The organism is Pseudomonas sp. efr-133-TYG-23, from assembly GCF_030209215.1.
Classification (GTDB): Bacteria; Pseudomonadota; Gammaproteobacteria; order Pseudomonadales; family Pseudomonadaceae; genus Aquipseudomonas; species Aquipseudomonas rhodesiae.
Genome location: NZ_JARVSL010000020.1, coordinates 1 through 26,637, shown reverse-complemented (window position 1 = coordinate 26,637; position 26,637 = coordinate 1). Strand labels below are relative to the sequence as shown.

Genomic DNA, 26,637 nt, shown 5'->3' with positions numbered 1-26,637 from the left:
CACCCAGAATGAGACGCTGCCGCGCAGCCCGCCGCCGCTGTCTCAGGGCAAATGAGACGCTGCGTCTCAGCGCCGGCAGTCGGTCAGGTCGGCCTTGTCCGCCCGCGCGCGCAGGCGCTTAATGGCAGGCATAACAACAACGCGTGAGAACCGGAGGCCTTATGCTCGCCGCGAACTCCAGAGAACACGTCGACTGCGTCAGTCGCGTGGTCCGCAATGCCGATCGCCTGCCCCAGGCACCGGTGCCGTCGCTGATTTTCGATTCCTGGCGCCGCTCCATGGAACAACACCACCTCGACCCCGGCTCACTGCAAGGGCCACGCATCCTCAGCGAACCCTTGCTCAAGGAATGTCGCGAGCGCGCCGAGCTGTTTATGCGCATCGCCAGTGAGGAGGTCGGGCAACTGCACCACCGCGTGCGCCATGCCGACTACTGCGTGATGCTCACCGACGCCCAAGGCCAGACCCTCGACCACCGCGTCGACAGCCGCATTCGCAACGATTGCCGCAAAGCCGGCCTGTACCTGGGCACCTGCTGGTCGGAAGCCGAAGAAGGCACGTGCGGCGTAGCCACGGTATTGACCAGCAAGGCAGCGGTGACCGTGCACAAACGCGACCACTTCCGCGCGGCCTTTATCGACCTGACCTGCTCCGCCGCGCCGATCTTCGACCCCCAGGGCAACCTGCTGGGGGTGATGGATGCTTCGGCGCTCCAGTCGCCGGACGACCGCCGCAGTCAGCACCTGGTGCGCCAGATGGTGGCCCAGAGCGCCCAGGCCATCGAGAATGCATTCTTCATGCACAGCGCCCGTCAGCACTGGGTGCTGCAAGCCCACAGCACCCCCGGTTATGTGGACAGCCAGCCCGACCTGTTGCTGGCCTGGGACCAGGACGGGCGCCTGCTGGCCCTCAACAGCAAGGCACGCCAAGCGTTGCGGCGGCGCTTCGGCCAGGTGCCGGCGCATATCGGCGAGGTGTTCGACCTGGATGCCTTACGGGCAGTGACCGACCAACGCACCCAGCAGTTGAACTGGCTAGGCGAACCCGGCGCGCTGCATGTGCGGGTCAACACCCCCCAGCGCCCTCGCCCACGCACCGCCCCCAGCACCCAGCTCGACCCACGGGTGGAGGAGCATCTGCGCCTGGCCGTGCGGGTCAAGGACCGCAACCTGCCGGTGCTGGTGCAAGGCGAGACCGGCGCCGGCAAGGAAGTCTTCGCCCGCCAGCTGCATGAGCGCAGCGCGCGACGCCAGGGCCCGTTCGTGGCGGTGAACTGCGCGGCGATTCCGGAAAACCTGATTGAAAGCGAGCTGTTCGGCTATGTGGCCGGGGCGTTTACCGGCGCCTCCAGCAAGGGCATGCCAGGCCTTTTGGTGCAGGCCGACGGCGGCACGTTGTTTCTCGATGAGATCGGCGATATGCCGCTGGCCTTGCAGACCCGCTTGCTGCGGGTGATGGCCGAGGGGGAAGTGGCGCCACTGGGGGCGGCCAAAACCCGTACGGTGGATATCCAGGTGATCTGCGCCAGTCACCGCGACCTGGCGGCACTGGTGAGCGAGGGGCGTTTTCGCGAAGACCTGTACTTTCGTCTCGGCTGTGCCCGTGTGAGCCTGCCGCCGTTGCGCGATCGCACCGATAAACTGGCCCTGATCCACCGTCTGCTGGCCCAGGAATCCCATGGCGGCGCGGTCTCGCTGGGCATCAGCCAGGCGGCGCTTGAGGTGCTGTTGAGCTATGGCTGGCCGGGCAATGTGCGCCAGCTGCGTCATGTATTGGCCTACGCCTGCGCGGTGTGCGACGGCGATACTCTGCAATTGGCGGACCTGCCGGTGGAAGTGCGCGGCGAACAGGTCGCGGCGCCGGCTGAACAAAGCGCCAGCCCGGAGCGGCAAGTGGTACTGGATGCACTGATCCGGCATCGCTGGAAACCATCGCCGACCGCCCAGGCGCTGGGCATTTCCCGAGCGACCCTGTACCGCCGAGTCAACCAACTGGGAATCGATATGCCCGGCAAGGCTTCCCTGACACAGTGAGGACGCTCATAGCGGCGTGTCAGTGACACACATGTTGCCTGAGCGAAAGCTATCGGGGGCAAGCCCCCTCCCACAGTGGGATCTCGCTGTCGCAGGTCAATGTGGGAGGGGGCTTGCCCCCGATGGCGGTGGGTCAGCGAAAAAAATACTAATTGAACCACCACCAACGCACGCTTTGCGAGATCAGCGGTAGACCAGCCCACCGTCGATCAAGGGCGACTGCCCCGTCATGTAGTCCGCATCCGGCCCCGCCAGGAACGCCACCAGCCCCGCCACATCCTCCGGGGTTTCGGCACGGCCCAGGGCGATGCCGTCCACGTATTGCTTGTAGGTCGCGCCCACCTCGGCCCCGGTGATCTCGGCCATGCGCTTGTCGATCTCGACCCACATATCGGTGCCCACGACGCCCGGGCAGTAGGCATTGACGGTGATCCCCGCGCTGGCCAGTTCCTTGGCCGCCGCCTGGGTCAGCGCACGCACGGCGAACTTGGTGGCCGAGTACACGCCCAGCAGCGCAAACCCTTCGTGACCGGCGATGGAGCAGGCGTTGATGATCTTGCCCTTGCACCCCAGCGCCTTGAATTTCTTGCCGGCGGCCTGGATGCCCCACAACACGCCCTGCACGTTGATACCCAAGGTGCGTTCGACCTGTTCCGGGGTCACCTCCAGCAGTGCATCGATCTGCGCCACCCCGGCGTTGTTGACGATGATGTCGAAGCCGCCCAGGGTCTGGTGCGCATGCTCCACCGCCGCCACCACCTGTTCGCGCTTGGACACATCGGCGATAAACACCGATGCCTTGCGCCCGATGGCCGTGATTTCGCTGGCCACGGCGGCGAGTTTGGCGCCATTGATGTCCACCAGGGCGATATCGGCGCCCTCCTGAGCCAAGCGCAAGGCAATGGCCCGGCCGATGCCCTGCCCGGCGCCGGTGACCAGCGCAACTTTTCCAGCGATACCCATGACGATCTCCTGCACGAATGAGAGAAGCCTTGTCTATCGCAGCTACACCAGGCGGCTGTCGAGGCCATAAGGCTGCGGCGAGTGAGCTGAGACGGGACGTCTCACTTGTAAAACCGAGCCGTAATGCCTAGCTTATGCGCCCCCTGCCCCGCGCTCTAAGGCCCTGCCCATGGTTTTGCGTTTCCGCCCTGTCGCCTCTTCTCGTGTTGCCCTCGGCCTGTTGCTCAGCGGCGGCATCGGCCATAGCCTGGCGGCCGAGCTCGAACTGCCGGCGGTGCAGGTCCAGGGCCAGGACACGTCCGGCTATCGCGCCGAGACGGCCTCGGTCGGCGGCTTCAATGAAGCGCCGCTGCTGGACACTCCGGCGTCGGTCAGCGTGTTCAACGCCGCGCTGCTCAAGGACCAGCAGGCGCGCCTGCTCAGCGAGGTGCTGCGCAACGATGCGTCGGTGGGCGAGAGCTATGCGCCCATCGGCTACTACGAAAACTTCGTAGTGCGCGGTTTTTCGCTGAACGCGGCCAGCAGCTACAAGATCAACGGGCGCACCATCACCGGCGAGCAGAACGTCGCCCTGGAAAACAAGCAGCAAGTGGAAGTGCTCAAAGGCCTGTCGGGCGTGCAGAGCGGCGTTGCCGAGCCCAGCGGCGTGATCAACTATGTGACCAAGCGCCCGGAAGACGTGCGCTCGGTGACCGTCTCCACCGATGATCGCGGCAGCGGTTACCTGGCCACCGACGTCGGCGGCTGGTTCGGCAGCGAGCAGCAATTCGGCCTGCGCGCCAACGTCGCCCACGAAGACCTGCATTCCTACGTGGAACACGCCAATGGCCAGCGCGATTTTGTGTCCCTGGCTTTTGACTGGAACATCAGCCCCGACGCCGTGCTGCAACTGGACGCCGAATACCAGAACAAACAACAGCGCTCGGTGCCGGGCTACCAACTGCTCGGCGGCAGCGAAGTACCCCACGGCGCCTCACCGAAAAAACTGCTGGGGCACCAGAGCGGCGCCAAACCGGTGGACATCGACTCGCTGAACCTCAACGGCAAGTTCGAATACCGCTTCAGCGATCAATGGACCGGCCAGCTCAGCGCCGCGCGCAGCAAAGTGGTGATCGATGACTACAGCTCGTTCGCCTGGGGTTGTTATTACATCGGCAGCTGCAATGCCAACACCTTCAGCCCCGAAGGCGACTACGACATCTACGACTATCGCAGCCCCGACGACACCCGGCGCGACGACGAAGTGCAGGCCGCCATGACCGGCCTGTTCGACACCGCAGGCCTGGGCCACGAATTGACCTTCGGCACCAGCGCGTTCCGCCGGGTAATCGACCAGCGCACAGCGGTCAACGAACGGATCGGCAGCGGCAATATCCACCAGGACGCCGCGACCTTCGCGCCCACCGACGTGCCCCTCAACGACAGCCACCGCAGCCTCGACAGCCGCCAGTACGGCCTGTTCGTCACCGACCGCATCCGTTTCAACGAGCAGTGGCAAACGGTGCTCGGTGGGCGTGAAGTGCGTCTCGATGAACAGGCATTCGACAGCAACGGCAGCCCGTCCCGCCACACGCAGCAGTATGTGTTCCTGCCCCAGGCGGCGTTGATCTATAAGCCGGTGGACAGCGTGTCGCTCTACACCAGCTACAGCAAAGGCTTGTCTCTGGGAGGCACCGCGCCGTGGTTCGCGACCAATGCCAGTGAGACCCTGGCACCGACCACCTCGCGGCAGATCGAAGCCGGGATCAAATACGATTGGCGCCGTATCAGCTTCGCGGCGGCGCTGTTCCAGACCCGCCAGACCTACCAGTACGCCAGGCCCGACGGCGCCGGCAGCATTACCTATGTGCAACAGGGCGAGCAGAAAAACACCGGGTTGGAAGTGTCGGCCAATGGCTGGGCCACCGAGCGTTTGCAGATCGCCACCAGCGTGGCGGCGATTCGTGCACGGGTGAGCGGCAGCGGTACAGCAGCCTATGAAGGGCACCAGGCGATCAACGTGCCCAAACTGCGCGCCAGCCTCTACGCCGACTATGCGCTGCCGTGGGTCAATGGCCTGGCGCTGCTGGGTGGCGTGCAATACAGCGCCAAGAAGTACGCCAACCGCAGCGGTAATGTGGAGGTGGGCGATTACGCGGTGGTCAACGTCGGCAGCCGCTACACCACCCATGTCGACGGTTACGAAACCGTGTTGCGCCTGAGCGTCGACAACCTCTTCGACAAGCGCTATTGGCGCGACGCCGGCGAATACCTGGGCGACGACTACCTGTTCCAGGGCGCACCGCTGACGGCGCGCCTGAGTGCCACGGTGAATTTCTAAGACGTTACTTGGGCATCTTGCGAAAGCCCACGGCGAGGCGGTTCCAGCTGTTGATGGTGGCGATGGCCAGGCTCAGATCGACCTGTTCCTGGGCGCTGAATTCGGCAGCCAATGCCGTGTAGTCAGCGTCCGGCGCGTGGGTCTGGCTGATCAGGGTCAGGCTTTCGGCCCAGGCCAGCGCGGCACGTTCGCGCGGGGTGAAAAACGGCGTCTCGCGCCACGCCGACAGCGTGTACAGCCGCCGTTCGGTCTCACCGCCCTTGCGGGCGTCGGCGGTGTGCATATCGAGGCAGAATGCGCAGCCGTTGATCTGCGACACGCGCAGGCGGATCAGTTCGAGCAGCGGCAGTTCGATGGACAATTTACCCACGGCGGCTTCCAGGGCGAGCATGGCTTTCATGGCGTCCGGGGAAGCGTTGTAGAAATCGATACGGCTTTGCATGGGGAACTCCAGAACGGTGGGAAGTGGTGGCTAGGTTAGCCACCGGCCCGTGCGGGAGAAATAGCCAATTACGGCGAAGAATGGGTGACCAATGTTGCCCTGTTATCCCCTTACTGCTCCCGCGTCCTGACCTTCAAATGCCGCGCATACCAGGGCCGTTGCGGCACGCGTTTGAACAAGCCCTGCAATGCCTGCTCATCGGCGCCAAAGGTGATCCGCAGCGCGAGTTTCATGGTCTCCGGGTCCATTTCCATCGACTTGCCCATCTGCAGCCCTGGGGTGGTGCTGCACCCATGGGTGTCCGGACCGAGCCACGGGTCGCCCACTTCGACCCAGCGCCCCTGGGCGAACCAAGGCACGCCGTTGACCTCCAGGCGGCTGACCTCGCCGGGGTGGAAGCGCTCGTGGGCGCGAAACCAGTCTTCGACGCGGTCGTCGATCCAGCCGTGGAAGTGCCAGAACACCGGGTTGACGTGGGAGGAAAACGGGTCGCCGAGGAAGTCGTTCTCGGCCGTATACCAGCGTGGCGCGAAGTCCGCCGGGTCGCGGGCAAATGGCACCGGGGCGCCATTGGAAGGGTCGCGCGGCACCGAGGCCCAGCGCATGTGCAGCCAGTCGTGCAGGCCCAATTCCATTTCGGAACCCAGTTGCCCCAGGGTCAGTTTGGCCAGGTAGCGCGGGTCGCGGTACTGGGATTCCCACACTTGGAAGTTGCTGTGGTAGGTCTCGGCGGCCTTGATATCGCTGACCCATTGGGTGTAATCGCTGTCGTCCGGGGCCGACCAGGTGGGCGGCAGCGCGAAGCCGTCATGGTTATCGAAATAGCGCAGAAAGCCCAGCCGATCGCGTTCCAGGGGCGGTTGCGGCGCGGGGAATTGCGCCCAGGAAGGCAAGTCCTGCATAGAGCGGGCCTTGCCGAGCATATGTCGGTGCATAAAAAAGAAGTCGATACCCGAGCCGTTGCGGTCCTTGCGGTCACCGCGCGCGTCGCGCTCCTGGCCGCGCGGGCCAGGCTGCCAACCGATACCGCGCAAGGCATCGCGCTTGTCGTCGGGGAGCTTGTGCCACTGATCGCGGGTGGCGTGCCACAGCTGATGGAACAGGCGATGTTCGGGGGCGATCAGCCAGGCCAGCAGGGCCGGGTCCAGGCCAATGCGTTGGCGGGCTTCGGGGAAACTGTGCTTGTGGGCAATAAAACGGTTATCGCGCTCGGTCATGGCCAGGGGGCGATCGAGGTCGAGGATCTGCCCGCTGAGGGTGCTGCTGCCGGCGTTGGCGAAATCGGCCCAGACTTCGTCGAGGGTCATTTTGAATTCGTAGGCCGGCACGCCGTCGGTGGCGTTGCGGTCGATCAGGCGCCAGTAGAGCAAAGCGCCCTCGCCCGTTACCAGATCGCCGAGCACGCGGTAGCGCGGCTCGCCCTCGGCACGCAGATTGGCGGCGGTGTCCAGGTAGCCGCGCAGGCCGCGGCCACGGGGGGCGATGTCCAGCAGCAATTGCAAGCCCTCCAGCGGCAGGCCCTTGAGGCCGGCATCGCGACCTTCCAGGCGCAGGTTCCACACCCCACGCAAGGTGTTGGCCAGGTGCTGCCCGGCGCTGTCGGCCAGCTCCACCGTGGCTTCGCCGGGAGTGATGGGCAACGCTTCTTCGCGCGTCAACTCGCGATGGGCATAGAAAGCCGCCGGCACCGCGGCACCTGTGAGCGCCAGGCCGGCGATGAAGCCACGTCGAGAGAGGGTCATTGTCTACCTTAGGAAACGCCTTTATCAGAGCTAGAACGTACGCAGCCCGAGGAAATTTACCGCGCGCCAGCGCCGCCTAAATTTCGCCGCCCATGGCTCGTTCTTCCCTGATAGCGATGGCCTCAACTGACTGAGATGGCAATGACAAAACCACGTTCGAACAAGGCGCTGTTTATCGGCTTGCCGCTGGCGCTGGCCATCGGTGCCGGGGCTGGCTGGCTGGTCTGGGATCACTGGTTCAAAGGCAATGCCGGTTACCCGCTGGCGGTGATCAAGCAGGCCAATGAGCTGCAGGACCGCGTGCTGTCGTTCGACAGCCATATCACCGTGCCCATCGATTTCGGCACCGCCGGCAACGAGGCGGACAAGGACGGTGAAGGCCAGTTCGACCTGGTCAAGGCCGCGCGCGGACGCTTGTCCGGCGCGGCGCTGACGATCTTCGGCTGGCCGGAAATCTGGAACGGCCCCAATGCGCCGCACAAGCCGACCGAGGGGTTCGTCGAAGCGGCGCGCCACGAGCAGGAGGTGCGCTACAAGATCATCAGCGCCATGGTGCGCGACTTCCCCAATCAGGTCGCCATCGCCTACACCCCGGATGACTTTCGGCGCCTGCACGGGGAAGGCAAGTTTGCGATTTTCATCAGCATGCTCAACGCCTACCCCTTGGGCAACGACCTGAACCAGCTTGACCTGTGGGCCGCGCGCGGCATGCGCATGTTCGGTTTCAGCTACGTGGGCAATAACGCCTGGTCCGACTCGTCGCGTCCGCTGCCGTTTTTCAATGATTCGGTGGATGCGCTGGATGGGCTTTCGGACATCGGCAAGCAAGCCGTGCAGCGCCTCAATGACCTGGGGGTGATCATCGATGTGTCGCAGATGTCGACCAAGGCCTTGGAGCAAGTGGCGCAGCTGAGCCGTACGCCGATGGTGGCGTCGCACTCGGCACCGCGGGCGGCGGTGGATATTCCGCGCAACCTCAGCGACAAAGAGCTGCAACTGATCAAGCAGAGTGGCGGCGTGGTGCAGATTGTCGGCTTCTCGGCCTACCTGCGCCCGCTCAGCCAACCGACCCAGGACAAGCTCAACCAACTGCGCGCGCGCTTCGACCTGCCGCCGCTGCCCAACCTGGCCATGGCGCTGATGCCGGGCGACGCGATCATCGCCGCCTGGCCGGAGCAGAAGTTCGGCGAGTACGCCAGCGCGCTGTACGCCATCCTCGACGAAGAACCCAAGGCCAGCCTCAAGGACCTGGGGGATGCCATCGATTACACCGTGCGCAAGATCGGCATCGACCATGTGGGCCTGTCGTCGGACTTCAACGACGGCGGCGGTATCGACGGCTGGAACAACGTTGGCGAGATTCGCAACGTCACCGCCGAACTGATCCAGCGCGGCTACTCCGAGGCGGATATCGCCAAGCTGTGGGGCGGCAATTTCCTGCGCGTGTGGGAGCAGGTTCAACACGCCGCCAAGCCTGTGGCCCAACGCTAATCAACCATGAAGTAAGTCCATGACCGACCGTCGTACATTTCTTAAGCACGCTGGGGTGTTGGCCGCCAGCCTGCCTCTGGGCGCCGCCCTTCTACCCCAGGTCGCAGCCGCCGCCCCAACGGACAACCCATGGACGGGTTTCAAGCAATTGTTCAACCAAGACCCGGACTACCTGCACTTTTCCAACTTCCTGGTGGCGTCGCACCCCAGGCCCGTGCGCGAGGCCATCGAACGCTACCGCGTGCAGATCGATCGCAACCCCGGCCTGGCCATGGACTGGGACTTGCAGGAAACCTGGAAGCGCGAAGGCCAGGTGCGCGAATGGGCCGGGCGTTACCTCAAGGCCACGCCGCCGCAGATCGCCCTCACCGGTAGCACCTCCGAAGGCTTGGCCATGATTTACGGCGGCCTCCAGGTGCGCGCCGACCAGGAGATTCTCACCACCGTCCACGAGCATTACGCGACCCAGAACGTGCTGGATTTTCGGGCGCGACAACAAGGCACCCAGGTGCGGCGGATCAGCCTGTTTGAAAGCCCCAGCCGGGTATCGGTCGATGAAGTGCTGGGCAATATCCAGCGCGCCATCCGCCCCAACACCCGGGTGCTGGGCATGACCTGGGTGCAGTCCGGCAGCGGTGTGAAGCTGCCCATTGGCGAAATCGGCACGCTGGTGGCCGACCACAACCGCCAGCGCGACGAACGTGACCGCATTCTGTATGTGGTGGATGGCGTGCACGGCTTGGGCGTAGAGAACCTCGATTTCCCGGACATGCATTGCGACTTCTTCATCGCCGGCACCCATAAGTGGATGTTCGGCCCGCGCGGCACCGGTCTGGTCTGCGCCCGGGACCCCGAGAACAAATACGTCACGCCCATGGTGCCGACGTTTTCCGAAGACAAGGATTTCGCCACCATCATGACCCCGGGTGGCTTCCATGCGTTCGAACATCGCTGGGCGGCGGACGAGGCATTCAAGCTGCACTTGCAACTGGGCAAGGCGCCGGTGCAGGCGCGCATCCACGCGCTCAACCGTGAACTCAAGGAACAGTTGCAGGCCCATCCGCGCATCGAACTGGTTACGCCTCAGAGTAGCGAGCTGTCGGCCGGCTTCACGTTTTTCCGGGTCAAGGGCCAGGACTGCGAGGCCGTGGCGGCGCACATGGTGCGCCAGCGCGTGGTGATCGATGCGGTGGACCGCGACGTCGGCCCAGTGATCCGCACCGCCCCTGGCCTGCTCAACTCCAGCGAAGAGATCCAACGCTTCATGACCCTGCTCAGCGCACGGGCGTGATGCCTATTTTCACCTTTTGAACCCGAGGCCCCCTATGCGCGCATCCCGATTCAAACCCTTGACCGCCCTGGCCCTGACCGCCGTGTGCGGTGCCTGCCTGCCGAGCCTGGCCCACGCCGCCGCGCCAGCCGCCGGCAAAGTGTTCAAGGACTGTAAGGACTGCCCGGAAATGGTGGTGCTGCCCGCCGGCACCTTCACCATGGGCACGCCGGAAGATGAAGTCGGCCGCGAGCCGGACGAAGGGCCGATGCACGAAGTGACCTTTGCCAAGCCGTTCGCCATGAGCCGCTTCCAGATCACTGCCGGCGAATGGGACAGCTACGTGCGCCAGACCGGCGTAAAGATCGCCGACGGCGACACTCGCCCCGGCCGCGAATGCATCGCCAGCAAGCCGCGCTATCCCCAGGGCCCACGCCAGCCGGCGGTGTGCATGGACATGGACGATATAAAAAACTACGTGGCCTGGCTGTCGCAGAAGACCGGCCAGCAGTACCACATGGTCAGCGAGGCCCAGCGCGAGTACGCCGCCCGCGCCGGCTCCACCGGGCCATTCCCCTTCCCGTTCGATGCGGGCAAGGACTACAGCATCGCCGAACACGCCAATACCTACGGCCCGGCGGACGGCTACAGCTATTCCTCGCCAGTGGGCAGCTACCCCCCGAATGCGTTTGGCCTGTACGACATGCACGGCAATGTCTACGAACGCGTGGCCGATTGCGAACACCCCAACTACATCGGCGCACCTACCGACGGCAGCGCCTGGGTTGAACCGAACTGCGAGTCTTACCAGATCCGTGGCAATGACTGGGGCGAAGCACCGGTGTTCTCACGCTCGGGCAACCGCAACAATATCTACCCGCAGACACGCGGGGATTGGATTGGGTTCAGGGTCGTGCGCGACCTCTGATTATGTAGTGGTGAGCGGGCTTGCGGTGGTGAGCGGGCTTGCCCCGCGCTGGGGCGCGAAGCGGCCCCGCTCCAGACAATGTGATTTATCTGGTAAACCGAGGTGCCTGGGTTTGGGGCCGCTTCGCGCCCCGGCGCGGGGCAAGCCCGCTCACCACAACTACACTCGCAAGCTTAGCCACGACGGTGCATGCCCCCGACCCGTTGTGGTGGGCAGGCTTGACTTGCGCTGGGCTGCGAAGCGGCCCCAAACCTGTCGACTGTTTTTGCCTGACCCACCGCAGTGTCTGGAGGGGGGACGCTTCGCGCCCCAGCGCGGGGCAAGCCCGCTCACCACAACCACACACTCGCAAGCTTAGCCACGACGGCGCATGCCCCCCCCCCCCCGCCGTTGTGGTGAGCAGGCTTGTCCTGCGCTGGGCTGCGAAGCGGCCCTAAACCTGTCGACTGTTTTTGCCTGGCCCACCGCAGTGTCGGCAAAGGGGGACGCTTCGCGCCCCGGCGCGGGGCAAGCCCGCTCACTACAGAAGCCTCAAATTTCAGGGTTGGCTTTGTTTGGCCAGGCGCTCCAGCCCTTCATGCAAGGCCGGGAACAGGCTGTTGTTGAAGTTGTTCCAGCGCAGTTCGAGGATGGTGTCGTCCGCTGCGATGTCGGTGTTGAGCACGTCATGGAACACTTCGCCGGAGTCGATGCCATTGTCCACGTAGTGGAACGAGGCGCCGGTGCGGTACAGCGGCTCGCATGGCTGGGTTGCCTTGGTCGTCCAATCCACCACCGCTTGGCCACGGGCGCCGTACAGCGCGTTCCAGGTGGCGTAGGCGCCACGGCGCTCGTAGGGCGAGTCGATGCGAGTGATCCCGGGGTGAATATTCATGATCCGACGGGCAAACGGCGCACCCGGCCGTACCAGTTCATCGAGGATCACCAGCAGGCCGTCGAGCACCACGATATCCGCCTTCAATTCCACCAGCGTGTCATGCAAACGGCGCTCGAAGTCCTGCTTGCCGGCGATGTGTTCGGCACTGCCCCGTGGCAGGCGGCGGTAGGTGGACGGCACGCTCAGCAGCAAATCGTTGACCAGCGTGCCCTGCACCCGCAGGTCAGCCGGGTACAGCCACTGGCGACCCGGCTGGTAGGCAAAGCCATAATCGGCCACCAGTTGCTGATCCCTAGGGTTCTGCTCATCGTCGTCATACACCACGCCTACCAAGTGATAAGCCTCGCCCAATGGCGTGTCGTTGAGCGACCCCACCAGAAACTCCAGCACCGACTTCATATAGCGCTGGTGATCCTTGTAGGCCACCGGCTGCCCGGCCTTATCGGCGGCGGCGTTTCTCAGGGACCACACGTACACCAGATTCTTCTTCGTCATTGTTTCGCTCTCGCTGAAGGGATCACGCACTGCGCGGCTACGCGTGCGCCTACACAACAAGAACGAACCAGCTCCCGGGCAATTTATCCGCCGCCTTCACCGCCAGGCGCACCAGGCTAAATCGTCACGGCGATGCTTCGTTTGTCATGGGTAAGGGTCTGTGTGCTCAGCCCCCTCTTTTCACTTTCCGGGAAGTACTTATGACCGACCCCAAGCGCGGCGCCTTCAACGGTCTGCTCGCATTGCTCAGGCCCTTTCGCACCATCGTCACGGTCTCCGTGGCCCTGGGCATGGCCGGCGGCCTGGCCATCACGTTGCTGCTGGCGACGATCAATAACGCCCTGCACTCGCCCCAAGGCATGACCCAGGGGGTGATCCTGACTTTTGCTGCGTTATGCGTGTTGGCGTTGGTCAGTTCGATCGTGTCGGATATCGGCACCAACTTTGTCGGCCAACGCATTATTGCGGCGCTGCGCAAGGAGTTGGGCGAGAAAGTGCTGTCGGCGCCTATCGAACAAATCGAGCGCTACCGCACCCATAAGCTGATCCCGGTGCTGACTCACGACGTCGATACCATCAGCGATTTTTCCTTTTCTTTCACGCCCCTGGCCATCGCTACTACGGTGACCCTCGGATGCCTGGGCTACCTGGCGTACCTGTCGGTGCCCATGTTCCTGATCATGATCGTGGCGATTGTGATCGGCACCGCCGTGCAGTACGCGGCGCGTTCTGCGGGCATCCAGGGTTTTGAAGCGGCCCGTGACCAGGAAGACGAGTTGCAGCGTTATTACACCGCCATCGCTTCGGGCGCCAAGGAGTTGCGCATCCACCGCCCCCGTCGCTACCGGATGAATACCCATCGCATCCAGGCGACCGCCGATCGCATCGGTGATATCCAGATCCGCTCGGTGAACATCTTCATCATCGCCAAAACGTTCGGCTCGATGCTGTTCTTTGTGGTCATCGGTCTGGCGCTGGCGTTCCAAGCCTATTACCCCAGCCCTGACCCGGCCGTGATCACCGGTTTCGTCCTGGTTTTGCTGTACATGAAAGGCCCGCTGGAACACGTAGTGACCGCACTGCCGATCGTCAGCCGTGCGCAGATCGCGTTCTCGCGTATCGCTGAACTGTCCGAGCGGTTCTCATCCCCTGAGCCCCATCTGCTGCTCGAAGACAGCGAGGCGCCAAAACCGGTGGTGCACAGCCTGGAACTGCGTGGGGTGAGCTACAGCCCGCCGCCGGTGGACGGCAGCGAACCGTTCCATCTGGGCCCGATCGACCTGAGCATCAAGCAAGGCGATATCGTATTTATTGTCGGCGAAAACGGCTGCGGCAAGACCACGCTGATCAAATTGCTGCTGGGGCTTTACACCCCACAATCCGGCGAAATCCACCTCAATGGCCAACCCGTGAGCGCCACGAGCCGTGACGATTACCGTCAACTGTTCACGACGGTGTTCGCGGACTATTACCTGTTCGATGATCTCGTTCAGGGCGGTGGGAAAACCTCGCTGGATGGCGCAACCCAATACCTGGAGCGCCTGGAAATCGCGCATAAGGTCACGATCAAAGACGGTGCGTTCAGTACCACCGACCTCTCCACCGGCCAACGCAAGCGCCTGGCACTGGTCAACGCCTGGCTGGAAGAACGCCCAGTGCTGGTGTTCGACGAATGGGCCGCCGACCAGGACCCGGCCTTCCGTCGTATCTTCTATACCGAGCTGCTGCCGGACCTCAAACGCCTGGGTAAAACCATCGTCGTGATCAGCCATGACGACCGCTATTTCGACATCGCCGACCAGTTGGTGCGACTGCGCGCGGGCCAGGTGGTGCATGAACGGGAGCTGGCGTGAATTTTTTTTCCGGTTTCTGCAGGTAGGAACGTCTCACTACTGTTAATGAGAACTAACCTCAATAAAATCAAACTGCCCACCTAAAACATAGAAGAGAACGCCCCATGTCTGCACGACTCGGTCTGAGCCCCTTGAGTAAAGCGCTATCCATGCGAAGGGCCCTGCATGTCAACCTCAAGCCCAGCGCGCTCGCGCTTGCGGTGTCGCTGCCTCTTGCCGGTTATGTTCAAGCCCAGGCGCTTGAGATCAATATTCCTGCACAACCGTTGGGGACGGCGCTGCAGGAATTTGGTCGCCAGACCAATATGCAAGTGTTGTACAGCCCGACGGACGTCCAGAACAAAAGCAGCGCCACGGTCAAGGGTAAGCTCGCACCGGAACAGGCCATCGCCGCGCTGCTCAAAGGTTCGGGGATCAACTACAGCTTGCAGGGCAACGCCATAACCATCAGCGCCAACAGCAGCTCCAGTACCCTGGAGCTGGGTGCGACCCAGGTCAACGCGAACCAGTTGGGTACGGTCACCGAAGGCACCGGTTCCTACACCCCAGGCACCATTGCGACCGCCACGCGCATGGTCCTCACCCCCCGACAGACGCCGCAATCGATCTCGGTGGTTACCCGCCAAGCCATGGATGACTTCGGGCTGACCGGCATCGACAACGTGATGCGCCATACACCGGGCATCACCGTCTCGACTTACGACAGTGAACGCACCAACTATTATTCGCGCGGTTTTGCCATCCAGAACTTCCAGTACGATGGCATTCCAATGACCCGCAACGCGCCCTACTCGGCCGGGCAGACCCTGACCGACATGGCCATCTACGACCGGGTCGAAGTGCTCAAAGGCGCAACCGGCCTGCTCACCGGCGCTGGCGGCCCCGGCGGCACCATCAACCTGGTGCGCAAAAAACCTACTGCGCAGTTCCAGGGGCATGTGGAGCTGGGCGCGGGATCGTGGGACAAATACCGCTCGGAAATCGACGTCAGCGGCCCCTTGACCGAGACCGGTAACGTGCGAGGTCGCGCCGTGGCTGCGTACCAGGACGAGCACTCGTTCATGGATCACTATCAGCGTAAAACCAGCGTGTTCTACGGCATTCTTGAAGTCGACCTGGATGAAGACACCCTGCTCACGGTAGGCGCCGATTACCAGGACAACGACCCCAAAGGCTCCAGCTGGTCCGGCAGCAGTCCTGTGTATGACTCGGCAGGCAACCCGATCACCTTGCCGCGCTCCTTCAACAATGGCGCGAAATGGAGCAAGTGGGAGCAATACTCGCGCACCGCGTTCGCCACGCTGGAACACACCTTCAGCAACGGCTGGGTCGCCAAAGGGCAGTACAACCACCAGATCAACGGCTACAACGCTCCCCTGGGCTCCCTGGCCTCACCGAATCCGACCACCGGGCTGTCTTCGGTCTATGGCCAAAAGTACACCGGTGAAACCGTCAGCGACAGCGGTGATATGTACCTGACCGGCCCATTCAGCATGCTCGGGCGCGAACACGAGCTGGTGATCGGCTCGTCCATCTCGTCGTCCCATTGGGTTGGCAAGGACTACTACAGTGCGACATACACCAATAACGTCATTGACTTCTACAACTGGAATGGCGACAGCATTGAGCCGAACTGGGGCGATGTCGGTTTCAAAAACGACGAAACCACCCGCCAATCCGGCGTGTACATGACCGGCCGTTTCAGCCTGACCGATGACTTGCACCTGTTGCTCGGCACGCGTATCGCCAACTATCAGGTCACGGGTACCAGCGATACCAAGGACACCGGCAAAGTCATTCCCTATGCCGGCCTGACCTATGATCTGGACGACAACTACTCCCTCTACGCCAGCTACACCGAGATCTATCTGCCGCAAACGGCGTATCGGGACGCGAGCAACAAAATGCTGGAGCCGGATGAAGGCACCAACTACGAGATCGGTCTCAAGGGCGAGTTCTACGAGGGCCGCCTGAACACCAGCCTGGCTTACTTCGAAGTGCATGAGGAAAACCGCGCGGAATTCGACAGCACCGCCGATAAGTCCCTGGTCGACAACCCCTACAAGGGCATCACCGCCAAGACCAAAGGCTATGAAGCGGAAATCTCCGGCGAACTTGCACCTGGCTGGCAATTGCAGGCCGGATACACCCATAAGATCATTCGCGACCAGAGCGGTACGAAGGTGTCCACGTGGGAACCGGAAGATCAGGTCAACTTCTACACCACCTACAAGCTTACCGGCCCCTGGGACAAACTCACCCTGGGCGGTGGCGCGCGCTGGCAGGGTGAGGGTTGGCAGTACCTGAACAACAGCCCGAAAAGGACCACCGACAAATTCTCGCAGGACCCGTACTGGCTGGTGGACGTAATGGCACGCTACCAAGTGACCGACAATGTGTCCGCCACCCTCAACGTCAACAACCTGTTCGATAAGAAGTACTACACCAACATCGGCTTCTATAACTCCTCGTACTACGGTGACCCACGCAACGTCATGCTGACCACGCGCTGGAGCTTCTAACTCGGTCGTAATAAAAAAGCCCCTGGCCATTTATGTGGCCAGGGGCTTTTGTTTGCCTGGGACATTAGCCCATGACTGATGCAAAACTGCCGACAAACTGAGGGTTATCGACAATCCGGTCGTGAGTCGTGTCGATCAGCGTCGACTGGGTGATCCCCGCCGCGCCGATGACGGCCCGCATACTGGACTCAATCAGCTCACGATGCTGCCCGCCCTTGCTGCGCGATGCCCACCAGCAAGCGACGGGGGCTTTGATCGGCGCATAGTCGGCGTCCTGCAACCTGAGGTCCAGCAAGCGTTTCACCTCCCAGGACACCTGCGCTTCGCTGCCCTCCAGCAACTCATGCCGCAAGCCTTCGTAGGCAGTGCCCAAGGTGCGTTGCGCCCAGCTATCCACCCTCGCCCACCGCTGCGTATCATCACCCTCGTCTCTGCTGCCCAGCCACACGGCGTGGATCTGTTCGGCATGGTGCGGAAATAGCACACCGAGCATCTCGGCGCGTTGCTCGCTGACGGACACCACGCGCTCTTCGGCGGCGGTTTGTGCATCCCAGAACCCGGCGACGCGGTACGGCGGCGGCGCATCGATCCAGCCCACACAAGCCACTTCACGACCGGCCTGTTCCAGACGATAAGCCACCTCCATCGCCAAATTGCCCCCCAGCGACCAACCTGCCAGACGGAAAGCGCCCTGAGGCTGTGCCCCCAACAGCTGAGCGGTGTAATCCTCAACCATGCTTGTCCAGGACGGGACTTCGCCGCCCTCTTGCGCCAGCGCGCGGCAGATCACCCCGATCACCGGTCGCTGGTCACGCAGTGCCAGGGCAATCGCTTTGTAGCAATGCACCGAACCGTAACTGGGGTGGAACACAAACAATGGCGTGCCCGGCGCGCCGCTGTTAAGTGGCACGAGCAAATCGCTGCGGGTGCTGCCGTGCAGGCTGTCGACTTGCCCCTGCACCGTGGGGTTGAGCATCAACTGGGCCACCGATACGCTGACCCCGGTTGCGGCACGGATGCGCTCCTTGAGCAACAACACCAGCAGGGAGTGACCGCCCAGTTCGAAGAAATTATCGCGCAGGCCCACCCGTGGCACGCCCAAGAGATCGGACCAGATAGCCGCCAGTTGTTGCTCGTGCACGCTCTGCGGCGCCAAGTAGGCGGCCTGTTGTGGGGCATCGGGAGTGGGCAAGGCCTTGCGGTCCAACTTGCCATTGGGGCTTAACGGCATGCGGTCGAGCACCACCCATTGCCCAGGCACCATGAAGTCCGGAAGATGCCGCGCCAGATGCGCACTGAGCGCATCGCGCCAGCCCTCGACTGCGTCGTGCAGTACCACGTAGGCCACCAGGTGCTTACCTTCCAAGACTTGCACACTCGCTGCACGCACCCATTGGTGCTCCAGCACACGCGCCTCGATTTCGCCCAGTTCGATGCGCAAGCCACGCAGCTTGACCTGGTGATCCAGGCGCCCCAGGTATTCAATCACCCCATCAGAGCGCTGGCGTACCCGATCACCACTGCGGTACAGCCGCGCACCGGCATGAAACGGGCACGGCACAAACCGTTCGGCAGTCAGTGCCGGTCGTTGATGGTAGCTGCGCGCCAGTCCGACGCCGCCCAGGTACAACTCGCCCGACACGCCCGCCGGCACCGGCATCAATTGCGCATCGAGCACATACGTGGCCAGGTTGGCTATCGGCCGGCCGATGGGCACGCTGTCGCAGTCTTCGGCGACACAGGTCCAGTGGGTCACGTCGATGGCCGCTTCGGTCGGGCCATACAGGTTATACAGCCCGGCCCAGGGCAGTTTGGCGAACACCTGCTGCTGCACGTCCACCGGTAACGCCTCGCCACTGCACACGATGCGGCGCAGACTTTGGCAGCGGATGACGCCTGGGTCTTGTACAAACGCCTGCAGCATCGACGGCACAAAATGCAATGTGGTGACCTGATGGCGATCGATCAGGCCGATCAAGCGCTCGGGATCGCGGTGATCGCCTGGCGCGGCAACCACCAGCTGTGCGCCGGTCATCAATGGCCAGAAGAACTCCCACACCGATACGTCGAAGCTGAACGGCGTCTTCTGCAACACCGCATCGCGGGCATCCAGGCAGTAGGTATCCTGCATCCAGCACAAGCGATTGGTCAGCGCGCCATGACGGTTGCCGGCCCCCTTGGGTTTGCCGGTAGAGCCGGACGTATAGATCACATAGGCCAGGTGCTCGCCGTCCAAAGCGACATCAGGATTGGCATCACTGAACCCATCGAGCCTTTCCTCATCCAGCAGCAGCACCTCAAGACCTGCGGGTATCGGCAGTGCTTGCAGCACCTGCGTCTGGGTCAACAGCAACTTCACCGCACTGTCGTGCAGCATGTAGGCCAGGCGTTCGCGCGGGTACTCCGGGTCCAGCGGCACATAGGCGCCCCCGGCCTTGAGCACGGCCAGCAGTCCCACCACCATTTCGACGCAGCGCTCTACCGCCAGCCCGACCAGCACATCCGGGCCGACTCCCAACGCTATCAAGCGATGTGCCAGGCGGTTGGCACGCCGATTAAGCTCGACGTAGCTCAAGGATTGCTCGGCAAAATACAGCGCCGGCGCTTCGGGGGTGCGCTCGACCTGCGTTTCGATCAAGTGATGCACGCAGCGGTGCAGAGGGTAAGCCTGGGCGGTGGCGTTCCAACCGTGGACGATGCGGTGTCGCTCATCGCGGTCGAGCATCTCGAGTTGCCCAATCGGTTGCCGTGCATCCTGGGCCATGCCCTGCAATAGATGTTGCCAGTGCATGACCATGCGCTGCACGGTTGGTCCGTCGAACAGGTCCGTGGCGTAGGTCAGCGCGGCCCAGATACCGTCGGCGGACTCACGGGTGTCCAGGCTCAGGTCGAACTGCGCGGTGCGGCTCTGCCACTCCAGGCTCTCGACCTGCAGCAGCCCCGGCGACTGGGCGCTGCCGGCTTTGCGAGTATCGGCCTGGTGATTGAACATCACTTGGAACAAGGGGTTATGGCTGAGGTTGCGCTCCGGCTGCAAGGCCAGCACCAATTGTTCGAAAGGCAGGTCCTGATGCGCCTGAGCCTCCAGCGCACGGGCCCGCACTTGCTGCAATAACGTGGACACTGACATCTGCCCGTCGATATCCGCCCTGATCACTTGGGTGTTCACAAAAAAGCCGATCAAGCGTTCAGTTTCGACACGATTGCGGTTGGCTGTCGGCACCCCGATGCGGATATCCGGCTGGCCGCTGTAGCGATACATCAGCACTTGGAACGAGGCCAGCAACAGCATGAACATCGTCACGCCTTCACGCTGCGCCAGGTCGCGCAGCGCAGCCACCAGGCCCGCCGGCAACGCGATGTCCAGGCTCGCGCCACGGTGACTTTGCAGCAGCGGGCGGGCACGATCGAACGGCAGCGCCAATACCGGCTGCTCGCCCCCCAGGCGACCGCGCCAGTAATCCAGTTGGCGATCCTGTTCGCCGGCCTCCATCCACGCCCGCTGCCACAAGGCGTAATCGGCATACTGGATCGGTAAGGCGGGTAATTGCGCCTCATACCCCTGGGCGTACGCGGCATATAACTGCACCAGTTCCTCGACCATGATCTGCATCGAGTGCCCATCCGACACGACATGGTGCTGAACCAACACCAGCACATGCTCTTGCGCGTCAAGACGCATCAAGGCGACGCGCAGCAACGGGCCGTTCTGCAAATCGAAGGGCTGGGCGATCAGCGCGTCCAACCGGTCGGTCACCTGGGCCTGGTCAATCTCCATCGATTGAATCCGCACTGTGGCCTGTGGGTCGACCACCTGCACCCGACGCTCGCCGTCCTGGCGCAGGCAGGTACGCAGGGTTTCGTGGCGAGCAACCAGGCTATCGAAGCTGCGCTGCAATGCCGCGACGTCCAATGGCCCGCGCAAACGCAACGCCGTGGGCAGGTGATAAGCGGCGCTGTCGGGCTCCAACTGCCAGATAAACCACTGCCGCTCTTGAGCGTAGGACAGCAGCAACTGCGGCGCCTCATCGCGGGTCACTGGAATCGGTAAGTTGGCGGGCGAGACATCCTCGGCGAGCATCTTTTGCAGGTAGACCCGGCGCTGTTCCAGCGGCAAGCCGATAAACCGTTTGACGATGCGTTGTGCAACCTGAGTGTCCATCAAAACGGCCCCATATCATCAAACAGCGCATCGAGACGACTGAGTTTGTCTTGCGTCACCGCACCGCCCTGCCCTTCAAGGTGCGCCGCCAGGCGCCGTACATCCGGGTGCTGGAAAATATCCTGCGGTGAAGGTCGCAGGCCCAGTTCAAGCTGCATACGCGAAATAACGTTGATCACCAGCAAGGAATGCCCGCCCAGTTCAAAGAAGTTGTCATTAAGGCCCACGCGCTCGACTTCCAGCACCTGCGCCCAGATCGCCGCGATCTGCTGCTCCAGCTCGCTTTGCGGCGCTTCATAAACACTGGATGGCTGGCCCGCATCGGCCTTGGGCAGCGCCTTGCGATCCAACTTGCCGTTGGGACTCAGCGGCATCTGCTCCAGCAGTACCCACTGTGCCGGCACCATGTAATCCGGCAGGTGTTCGGCCAGGTGCGCACCGAGCACCTCGCCCCAGTCGTCTCCGGCATGGTGCAGCACCAGATAACCCACCAGGTACTTGCCGTCCACCGCCAGCACCGCTGCTTCGCGGACCTGCTCGTGCTCCAGCAACCGCGCTTCGATCTCGCCCAACTCGATGCGCAGGCCGCGCAGCTTGACCTGATGGTCGATACGCCCGGCGTATTCGATCACCCCGTCTTCGCGGTAGCGCGCCAGGTCGCCGGTGCGGTACAGGCGCTCACCGTGTACGAACGGGTGGGCGATAAAGCGTTCGGCGGTCAATGCAGGACGGCGATGATAACCACGGGCCAGACCGGCGCCGCCCAGGTACAGCTCGCCCAGCACGCCGACCGGCACCGGTTCGAAATTGTCGTCAAGCAGGTAGCAGCCCAAATTGGCAATCGGACGGCCAATCGGCACCGTGTCGCGGCCTTCGTCGACGCAGGTCCAGTGGGTCACGTCGATGGCGGCTTCGGTCGGGCCATACAGGTTGTACAGCCCGGCGTGCGGCAGCTTGGCGAACACCTGCTGCTGCGCATCCACCGGCAACGCCTCGCCGCTGCACACGATGCGTTGCAGGCTCCGGCAGCTGGACACCGCCGCATCCTGCAAGAACGCCTGCAACATCGACGGCACAAAGTGCAGCGTGGTGACCTGTTCGGCGTTGATCAAGTGGATCAATCTGGCTGGATCGCGGTGATCGCCAGGGGCGGCAATCACCAGGCGCGAGCCGGTCATCAGCGGCCAGAAAAACTCCCACACCGACACGTCGAAACTGAACGGAGTCTTTTGCAATACGCTGTCGGCCGCGCTTAACCCATAGGCTTCCTGCATCCATTGCAGGCGGTTGAGCAAGGCCGAATGGCGGTTGCCCGCACCCTTGGGTTGGCCAGTGGAGCCCGAGGTATAGATCACGTAGGCGAGGTTTTCGCCGTCCAGCGCGACAGCCGGGTTTTGCTCGCTGTATTGCTCGTAGGTCGACTCGCCCAGTATCAGGGTTTCCAAGCCTTGCGGAATCGGCAACTGGCCGAGCAACGGCGCTTGGGTCAGCAGCAGTTGCACGCCGCTGTCGTCGAGCATGTAGGCCAGGCGTTCACTTGGGTAGTCAGGGTCCAACGGCACATAGGCACCGCCGGCCTTGAGCACCGCGAGCAGGCCGATAACCATGTCGAAGGAGCGCTCCACGGCCAGCCCCACACGCACATCCGGGCCGACACCGGCCTCGATCAAGCGATGGGCCAGGCGGTTGGCGCGGCGGTTGAGTTCGGCGTAGTCGATACGTTGCTCGGCAAACACCAGGGCCGTGGCCTGCGGCTGGCGTTTGGCCTGGGCTTCGATCAGGTGATGCACCCATTGGTTTTGCGGGTAGTCGCGTGCGGTCTGGTTCCAGGCATACACCGTGGTGTGACGCTCAGCGGCGGTCACTGACGGCAAGTCGGCCAAACGTGTATGTACCGGGTTTGCCAATGCCAGCAGCAAATGGCTGAAGTGCGTAGCCAGGCGCTGGATATCCGCGTCGCTGAAGGCTTGCCGGCTGTAATTGAACTCCAGCCCCAGAGTCTGCCCAACGCCCAGCAGCACCGTCAGCGGATAGTGGGTCTGTTCCAGATTCTGCACTGGGCCAAACTGCAGCTCCGTAGGCGAGCCCTGCTCCAAGGCTTCGGACACCGGGTAGTTCTCGAACACCAGGATGCTGTCGAACAGCGCCTCGCCGCCTAAGCCAGCCCAGCGTTGTACGTCGAACAACGGGGTATGTTCCTGCTCGCGCAACCTGAGATTTTGCGCCTGGATCTGCTGCAGCCATTGGCCGATCGGCATTTGCGGGTCCGGGGTAGCCACCACCGGCAGGGTGTTGATGAACAACCCGACCAACTGCTCGATTCCCTGCAATTGCGCCGGACGCCCCGCCACCGTGGCGCCAAAGGCCACAGTCGCCTGGCCAGTCTGGCGCGCCAACAGCAGCAGCCACGCGCTTTGCACCAGCGTGTTGAGCGTGACTTTGTGGCCCTGGGCAAAAGCTTTCAAGCGCTGGGTCTGCGCCGGCTCGAAGTTAAGTGTGTGTTCACCGTTGGCCATCGGCAGCCCATCAAGGCCAGTCGACGCGCCACGGGCCAGGCGTGTGGGTTCTTGCAACGCGGCCAGCTGGGTTTTCCAGAATCGTTCGCTGGCGGCTTTGTCCTGGCCCTGCAACCAACCGATGTAATCACGGTAACGTCCGAGCGCCGGACGCAAAGGCTCCCCGGCATAGTGTTGCAGCACCTCGCCAAACAGCTGCGAACCGCTCCAACCATCCATCAGGATGTGATGATGGGTGTAGATCAAATGATGATTGGACGGCCCGGTACGCACCAGCACCATATTCAGCAATGGCGCCTGTTCCAGGGCAAAGCCCTGGGCGCGTTGCGTAGCGGCCAGACCATCAAGCGCGGCGGCGCGATCCTCACGCCCCTGCCAATCGTGCTCCACCACTGTCACGTGCAAATGCTTGTAGACCACCTGCAATGGCTGGTTCAACTCAGCCTGCCAGAGGAAGCCACTGCGCAGCACCTCGTGGCGGTCCACCGCCGCTTGCCAGGCGCGCTCAAAACGCGGCACATCCAGACCGCGCACATCCACGCGCATCTGATTGATGTAGGCCCCCGAACCCTCGCTGTACAAGGACTGGAACAACAGGCCCTGCTGCATCGGAGACAACGGATACAGGTCCTCAACCTCTGCCAACACCAGCGGCAACGTGTCCAATTGCGCCTGAGTCAGCCCGGCCAATGGAAAGTCCGACGGCGTCACGCCGCGATTGATCGGCAGGCAACAGTGCTCAATCAGCGCCTTGAGCTCCTCGGCATAATCGTCCGCCAAGCGTTGCACGGTGGCCTCGTCGAACATCTTGCGGCTGAAACTCCAGCTCAAGCTCAGCTCGCCGCCGTACACCTGGCCGTTGATTTCCAACCAGTTGCCCAGTGGCGCGTCGAGGCTTTGATCGGCACCGGCAGCATCGCCCGACGGTGCAAACAGACTGCCTTGGCCGCCGTCGTCGAAACTGCCGTCGAACTGGCCCAGGTAGTTGAAGGTGATGCGCGGGCGTGGCAGTTGGCTCAATGCTTGCTGCGCAGCATGATCGCCCAGGTAGCGCAGCGCGCCGAAGCCCAGGCCCTTGTCAGGAATGGCGCGCAGTTGCTCCTTGATGCCCTTGAGCGAATCCGCCAGGCTCGGCGCCGGCACCAGTTGCAGCGGGTAGAGGTTGGTGAACCAGCCGACCGTGCGCGTCAGGTCAATGTCATCGAACACGTCTTCGCGGCCATGACCTTCCAGCCTGATCAGCATCGACGGGGTTCCCGTCCAGCTCACCATCACCCGGGCCAGGGCCGTCAGCAACAGATCGTTGATCTGGGTGCGGTAGGCGCTTGGGGCTTCCTGCAGTAACTGTCGTGTCCAGCGTTGGTCGAGGTGGGTCGTTACATTCAAGGCATGGCGGTTACTGAGGCTGGCCTGTGGGTTCGCTCCAGGCAGGCCGTCCGGGCTGGCGTGCAACTGCTGTTGCCACCAGGCCAGTTCCTGTTGCAACGCAGCACTGCCGGCATACCGGCGCAGCCGCTCAGCCCAGGCGCGAATCGAACTGGTTTTGGTCGGCAGTACCGCGCGGCCGTCCTGAGCAATCTGGCGGTAAGCCGTTTGCAAATCTTCCAGCAGGATGCGCCACGAAACACCGTCCACCACCAAGTGATGAATCACCAGCAGCAAGCGTTGCGAGCCGTCGGCCAGGTCCGCCAGCACCACACGCAACAGCGGGCCTGTACCCAGGTCGAGACTGCTCTGGGCCTGTTCGCCCAGCGCTGCCAACGCCTCGGTATCGTTCACCTGAACGTGCCACAGTACTTGCTCGGCCTGATGCTGCGCCGCATCGCGGTAGGCGGCGCTCCAACCGCTCGCCCCGTGGACGAACGCACTGCGCAAGGCGTCATGGTGCACGATCAACGCCTGCAACGCGGCGCCCAGTACAGCTGGCTGCAACGGCTGGTGCGGGCGCAGGACCACAGACTGGTTCCAGTGGTGACGCTGAGGGATCTGATCGGCAAAAAAGGCCTGTTGGATCGGCAGCAGCGCCAGCTCGCCGGTCAAGGCGGACTGATCGAGCACCACTGCGCCCTCGCCTTGACGAGCTACCACCGCGAGGCTTTGCACGGTCTGGTGCTGGAACAAATCCTTGGGCGTGAAGCGAATACCAGCCTGCCGCGCGCGGCTGACCACCTGGATCGAAATGATCGAGTCGCCCCCCAGCTCAAAGAAGTTGTCGTTCACCCCCACCTGGGGCAAGCGCAGCACCTCGGCCCAGATCGCGGCGATTTGCTGCTCCAGTTCGGTTTCGGGCGCCACGTAGGTCTGCTGCAGCAGGCTCGCGTCCGGCGCCGGCAGGCCCTTGCGGTCGAGCTTGCCGTTGGGGGTCAGCGGCATCTGCGCCAGGAACATAAAGTGCGTAGGCACCATGTAGTCCGGCAGGCGGGTTTTCAGGGCACGGCGCAGGTCGTCGCGCAGCGCGCCGTGGTCGGTGGCGCGGGCCGGCACCACGTAGGCCACCAGTTGCTTACCGGACGGGCCGTCTTGGGCCACCACCACGGTTTCGCCGACGTTGTCCTGTTCGCGCAGGCGCGCTTCGATCTCGCCCAGTTCGATACGGAAACCACGGATTTTCACCTGATGGTCCACACGTCCGAGGTAATCCACCACCCCATCCGCACGCCCGCGGGTCAGGTCGCCGCTGCGGTACACACGGCTGCCGGGTTTGCCGAACGGGTCCGGCACAAAGCGTTCGGCGGTCAGTGCCGGACGCTCCAGATAACCCCGCGCCACGCCCTCGCCGCCCAGGTACAACTCGCCGGCCACGCCGATGGGTTGCAGGTTGAGTTGCGCGTCCAGTACGTAGCCGCTGCGGTTGCCCAACAAGGTGCCGATCGGCGCGTACACCGCGCCGCATGGGTCGCCGCGCCGCGCTTTCCACAGCAAGGGCGTGACCACGGTTTCGGTCGGGCCATAGCCATTGAACAGGTAGGTCGGCTTCAGCGCGCGCCAGGCCAGGTCGTAACTGGCCTGGGCCACCGCATCGC

The 26,637-nt window shown here is 63.2% G+C and carries 13 protein-coding genes; 7 read left to right on the top strand and 6 right to left on the bottom strand.

Annotated features, from left to right (window positions below; all coding sequences use genetic code 11):
- Nucleotides 1-161 precede the first annotated feature (161 nt).
- Nucleotides 162-2,033, top strand: coding sequence for a sigma-54-dependent Fis family transcriptional regulator (locus tag QRN41_RS13545; RefSeq protein WP_123479488.1), 1,872 nt, complete (start codon nucleotides 162-164; stop codon nucleotides 2,031-2,033).
- Nucleotides 2,034-2,216: 183 nt separating this feature from the next.
- On the opposite strand, the gene QRN41_RS13540 is transcribed toward QRN41_RS13545, so the two are convergent.
- Nucleotides 2,217-2,996, bottom strand: coding sequence for an acetoin reductase (locus tag QRN41_RS13540; RefSeq protein WP_040268021.1), 780 nt, complete (start codon nucleotides 2,994-2,996; stop codon nucleotides 2,217-2,219).
- Between the two features lie 169 nt (nucleotides 2,997-3,165).
- On the opposite strand from QRN41_RS13540, the gene QRN41_RS13535 reads away from it, so the two are divergent.
- The gene (locus tag QRN41_RS13535; protein WP_285421661.1) at nucleotides 3,166-5,316 is read left to right on the top strand and encodes a TonB-dependent siderophore receptor; all 2,151 of its coding nucleotides are present in this window, start codon (nucleotides 3,166-3,168) and stop codon (nucleotides 5,314-5,316) included.
- Nucleotides 5,317-5,320: 4 nt separating this feature from the next.
- Here QRN41_RS13535 and QRN41_RS13530 read toward each other — a convergent pair whose 3' ends face one another.
- Nucleotides 5,321-5,758: a carboxymuconolactone decarboxylase family protein gene (locus tag QRN41_RS13530; RefSeq protein WP_034096981.1), complete on the bottom strand. Its 438-nt coding sequence runs from the start codon at nucleotides 5,756-5,758 to the stop codon at nucleotides 5,321-5,323.
- Between the two features lie 110 nt (nucleotides 5,759-5,868).
- The gene (gene pvdP / locus QRN41_RS13525) at nucleotides 5,869-7,500 is read right to left on the bottom strand and encodes a pyoverdine maturation tyrosinase PvdP (RefSeq protein WP_285421660.1); all 1,632 of its coding nucleotides are present in this window, start codon (nucleotides 7,498-7,500) and stop codon (nucleotides 5,869-5,871) included.
- Between the two features lie 141 nt (nucleotides 7,501-7,641).
- Here pvdP and pvdM point away from each other — a divergent pair, with 141 nt between their 5' ends.
- From pvdM to pvdO, 3 genes are read left to right on the top strand one after another with little or no spacing between them, the layout of a single operon-like run.
- On the top strand, nucleotides 7,642-8,991 hold the full coding sequence (gene pvdM, locus QRN41_RS13520; protein ID WP_278409107.1) for a pyoverdine-tailoring dipeptidase-like protein PvdM: 1,350 nt from the start codon (nucleotides 7,642-7,644) through the stop codon (nucleotides 8,989-8,991).
- A 19-nt stretch (nucleotides 8,992-9,010) separates the two neighbouring features.
- Nucleotides 9,011-10,282, top strand: a complete 1,272-nt coding sequence (gene pvdN, locus QRN41_RS13515; RefSeq protein ID WP_034137865.1) for a pyoverdine-tailoring periplasmic protein PvdN — start codon at nucleotides 9,011-9,013, stop codon at nucleotides 10,280-10,282.
- Between the two features lie 34 nt (nucleotides 10,283-10,316).
- Nucleotides 10,317-11,189, top strand: coding sequence for a dihydropyoverdine dehydrogenase (pvdO, locus tag QRN41_RS13510; RefSeq protein ID WP_285421659.1), 873 nt, complete (start codon nucleotides 10,317-10,319; stop codon nucleotides 11,187-11,189).
- Nucleotides 11,190-11,727: 538 nt separating this feature from the next.
- Here pvdO and QRN41_RS13505 read toward each other — a convergent pair.
- Nucleotides 11,728-12,561 carry a formyl transferase gene (locus tag QRN41_RS13505; RefSeq protein WP_034096975.1) on the bottom strand — a complete coding sequence of 278 codons (834 nt, stop codon included), beginning with the start codon at nucleotides 12,559-12,561 and terminating at the stop codon, nucleotides 11,728-11,730.
- A 200-nt stretch (nucleotides 12,562-12,761) separates the two neighbouring features.
- Between QRN41_RS13505 and QRN41_RS13500 the strand changes: the two genes are divergently transcribed.
- On the top strand, nucleotides 12,762-14,414 hold the full coding sequence (locus QRN41_RS13500) for a cyclic peptide export ABC transporter (RefSeq protein ID WP_034137863.1): 1,653 nt from the start codon (nucleotides 12,762-12,764) through the stop codon (nucleotides 14,412-14,414).
- 104 nt (nucleotides 14,415-14,518) lie between these two features.
- Nucleotides 14,519-16,936 (top strand): TonB-dependent siderophore receptor, encoded by a 2,418-nt coding sequence (locus QRN41_RS13495; protein WP_285421658.1) that lies wholly within the window; start codon nucleotides 14,519-14,521, stop codon nucleotides 16,934-16,936.
- Nucleotides 16,937-17,000: 64 nt separating this feature from the next.
- Here QRN41_RS13495 and QRN41_RS13490 read toward each other — a convergent pair whose 3' ends face one another.
- Together QRN41_RS13490 and QRN41_RS13485 are read right to left on the bottom strand one after the other, a co-directional pair.
- Nucleotides 17,001-21,098, bottom strand: a complete 4,098-nt coding sequence (locus tag QRN41_RS13490) for an amino acid adenylation domain-containing protein (RefSeq protein ID WP_502941893.1) — start codon at nucleotides 21,096-21,098, stop codon at nucleotides 17,001-17,003.
- Nucleotides 21,098-26,637, bottom strand: a 5,540-nt coding sequence (locus tag QRN41_RS13485; RefSeq protein WP_285421656.1) for a non-ribosomal peptide synthetase, incomplete at its 5' end; no start/stop codon positions are given. The genes QRN41_RS13490 and QRN41_RS13485, both read right to left, overlap by 1 nt.

What these genes read in the sequence shown, in the direction of transcription:
- QRN41_RS13535 (WP_285421661.1), top strand. Translation starts at nt 3,166, where the DNA reads ATGGTTTTGCGTTTCCGCCCTGTCGCCTCTTCTCGTGTTGCCCTCGGC.
- QRN41_RS13490 (WP_502941893.1), bottom strand. Translation starts at nt 21,098, where the DNA reads ATGGACACTCAGGTTGCACAACGCATCGTCAAACGGTTTATCGGCTTG.
- QRN41_RS13545 (WP_123479488.1), top strand. Translation starts at nt 162, where the DNA reads ATGCTCGCCGCGAACTCCAGAGAACACGTCGACTGCGTCAGTCGCGTG.
- QRN41_RS13530 (WP_034096981.1), bottom strand. Translation starts at nt 5,758, where the DNA reads ATGCAAAGCCGTATCGATTTCTACAACGCTTCCCCGGACGCCATGAAA.
- pvdO (WP_285421659.1), top strand. Translation starts at nt 10,317, where the DNA reads ATGCGCGCATCCCGATTCAAACCCTTGACCGCCCTGGCCCTGACCGCC.
- QRN41_RS13505 (WP_034096975.1), bottom strand. Translation starts at nt 12,561, where the DNA reads ATGACGAAGAAGAATCTGGTGTACGTGTGGTCCCTGAGAAACGCCGCC.
- QRN41_RS13500 (WP_034137863.1), top strand. Translation starts at nt 12,762, where the DNA reads ATGACCGACCCCAAGCGCGGCGCCTTCAACGGTCTGCTCGCATTGCTC.
- pvdN (WP_034137865.1), top strand. Translation starts at nt 9,011, where the DNA reads ATGACCGACCGTCGTACATTTCTTAAGCACGCTGGGGTGTTGGCCGCC.
- QRN41_RS13540 (WP_040268021.1), bottom strand. Translation starts at nt 2,996, where the DNA reads ATGGGTATCGCTGGAAAAGTTGCGCTGGTCACCGGCGCCGGGCAGGGC.
- pvdM (WP_278409107.1), top strand. Translation starts at nt 7,642, where the DNA reads ATGACAAAACCACGTTCGAACAAGGCGCTGTTTATCGGCTTGCCGCTG.
- QRN41_RS13495 (WP_285421658.1), top strand. Translation starts at nt 14,519, where the DNA reads ATGTCTGCACGACTCGGTCTGAGCCCCTTGAGTAAAGCGCTATCCATG.
- pvdP (WP_285421660.1), bottom strand. Translation starts at nt 7,500, where the DNA reads ATGACCCTCTCTCGACGTGGCTTCATCGCCGGCCTGGCGCTCACAGGT.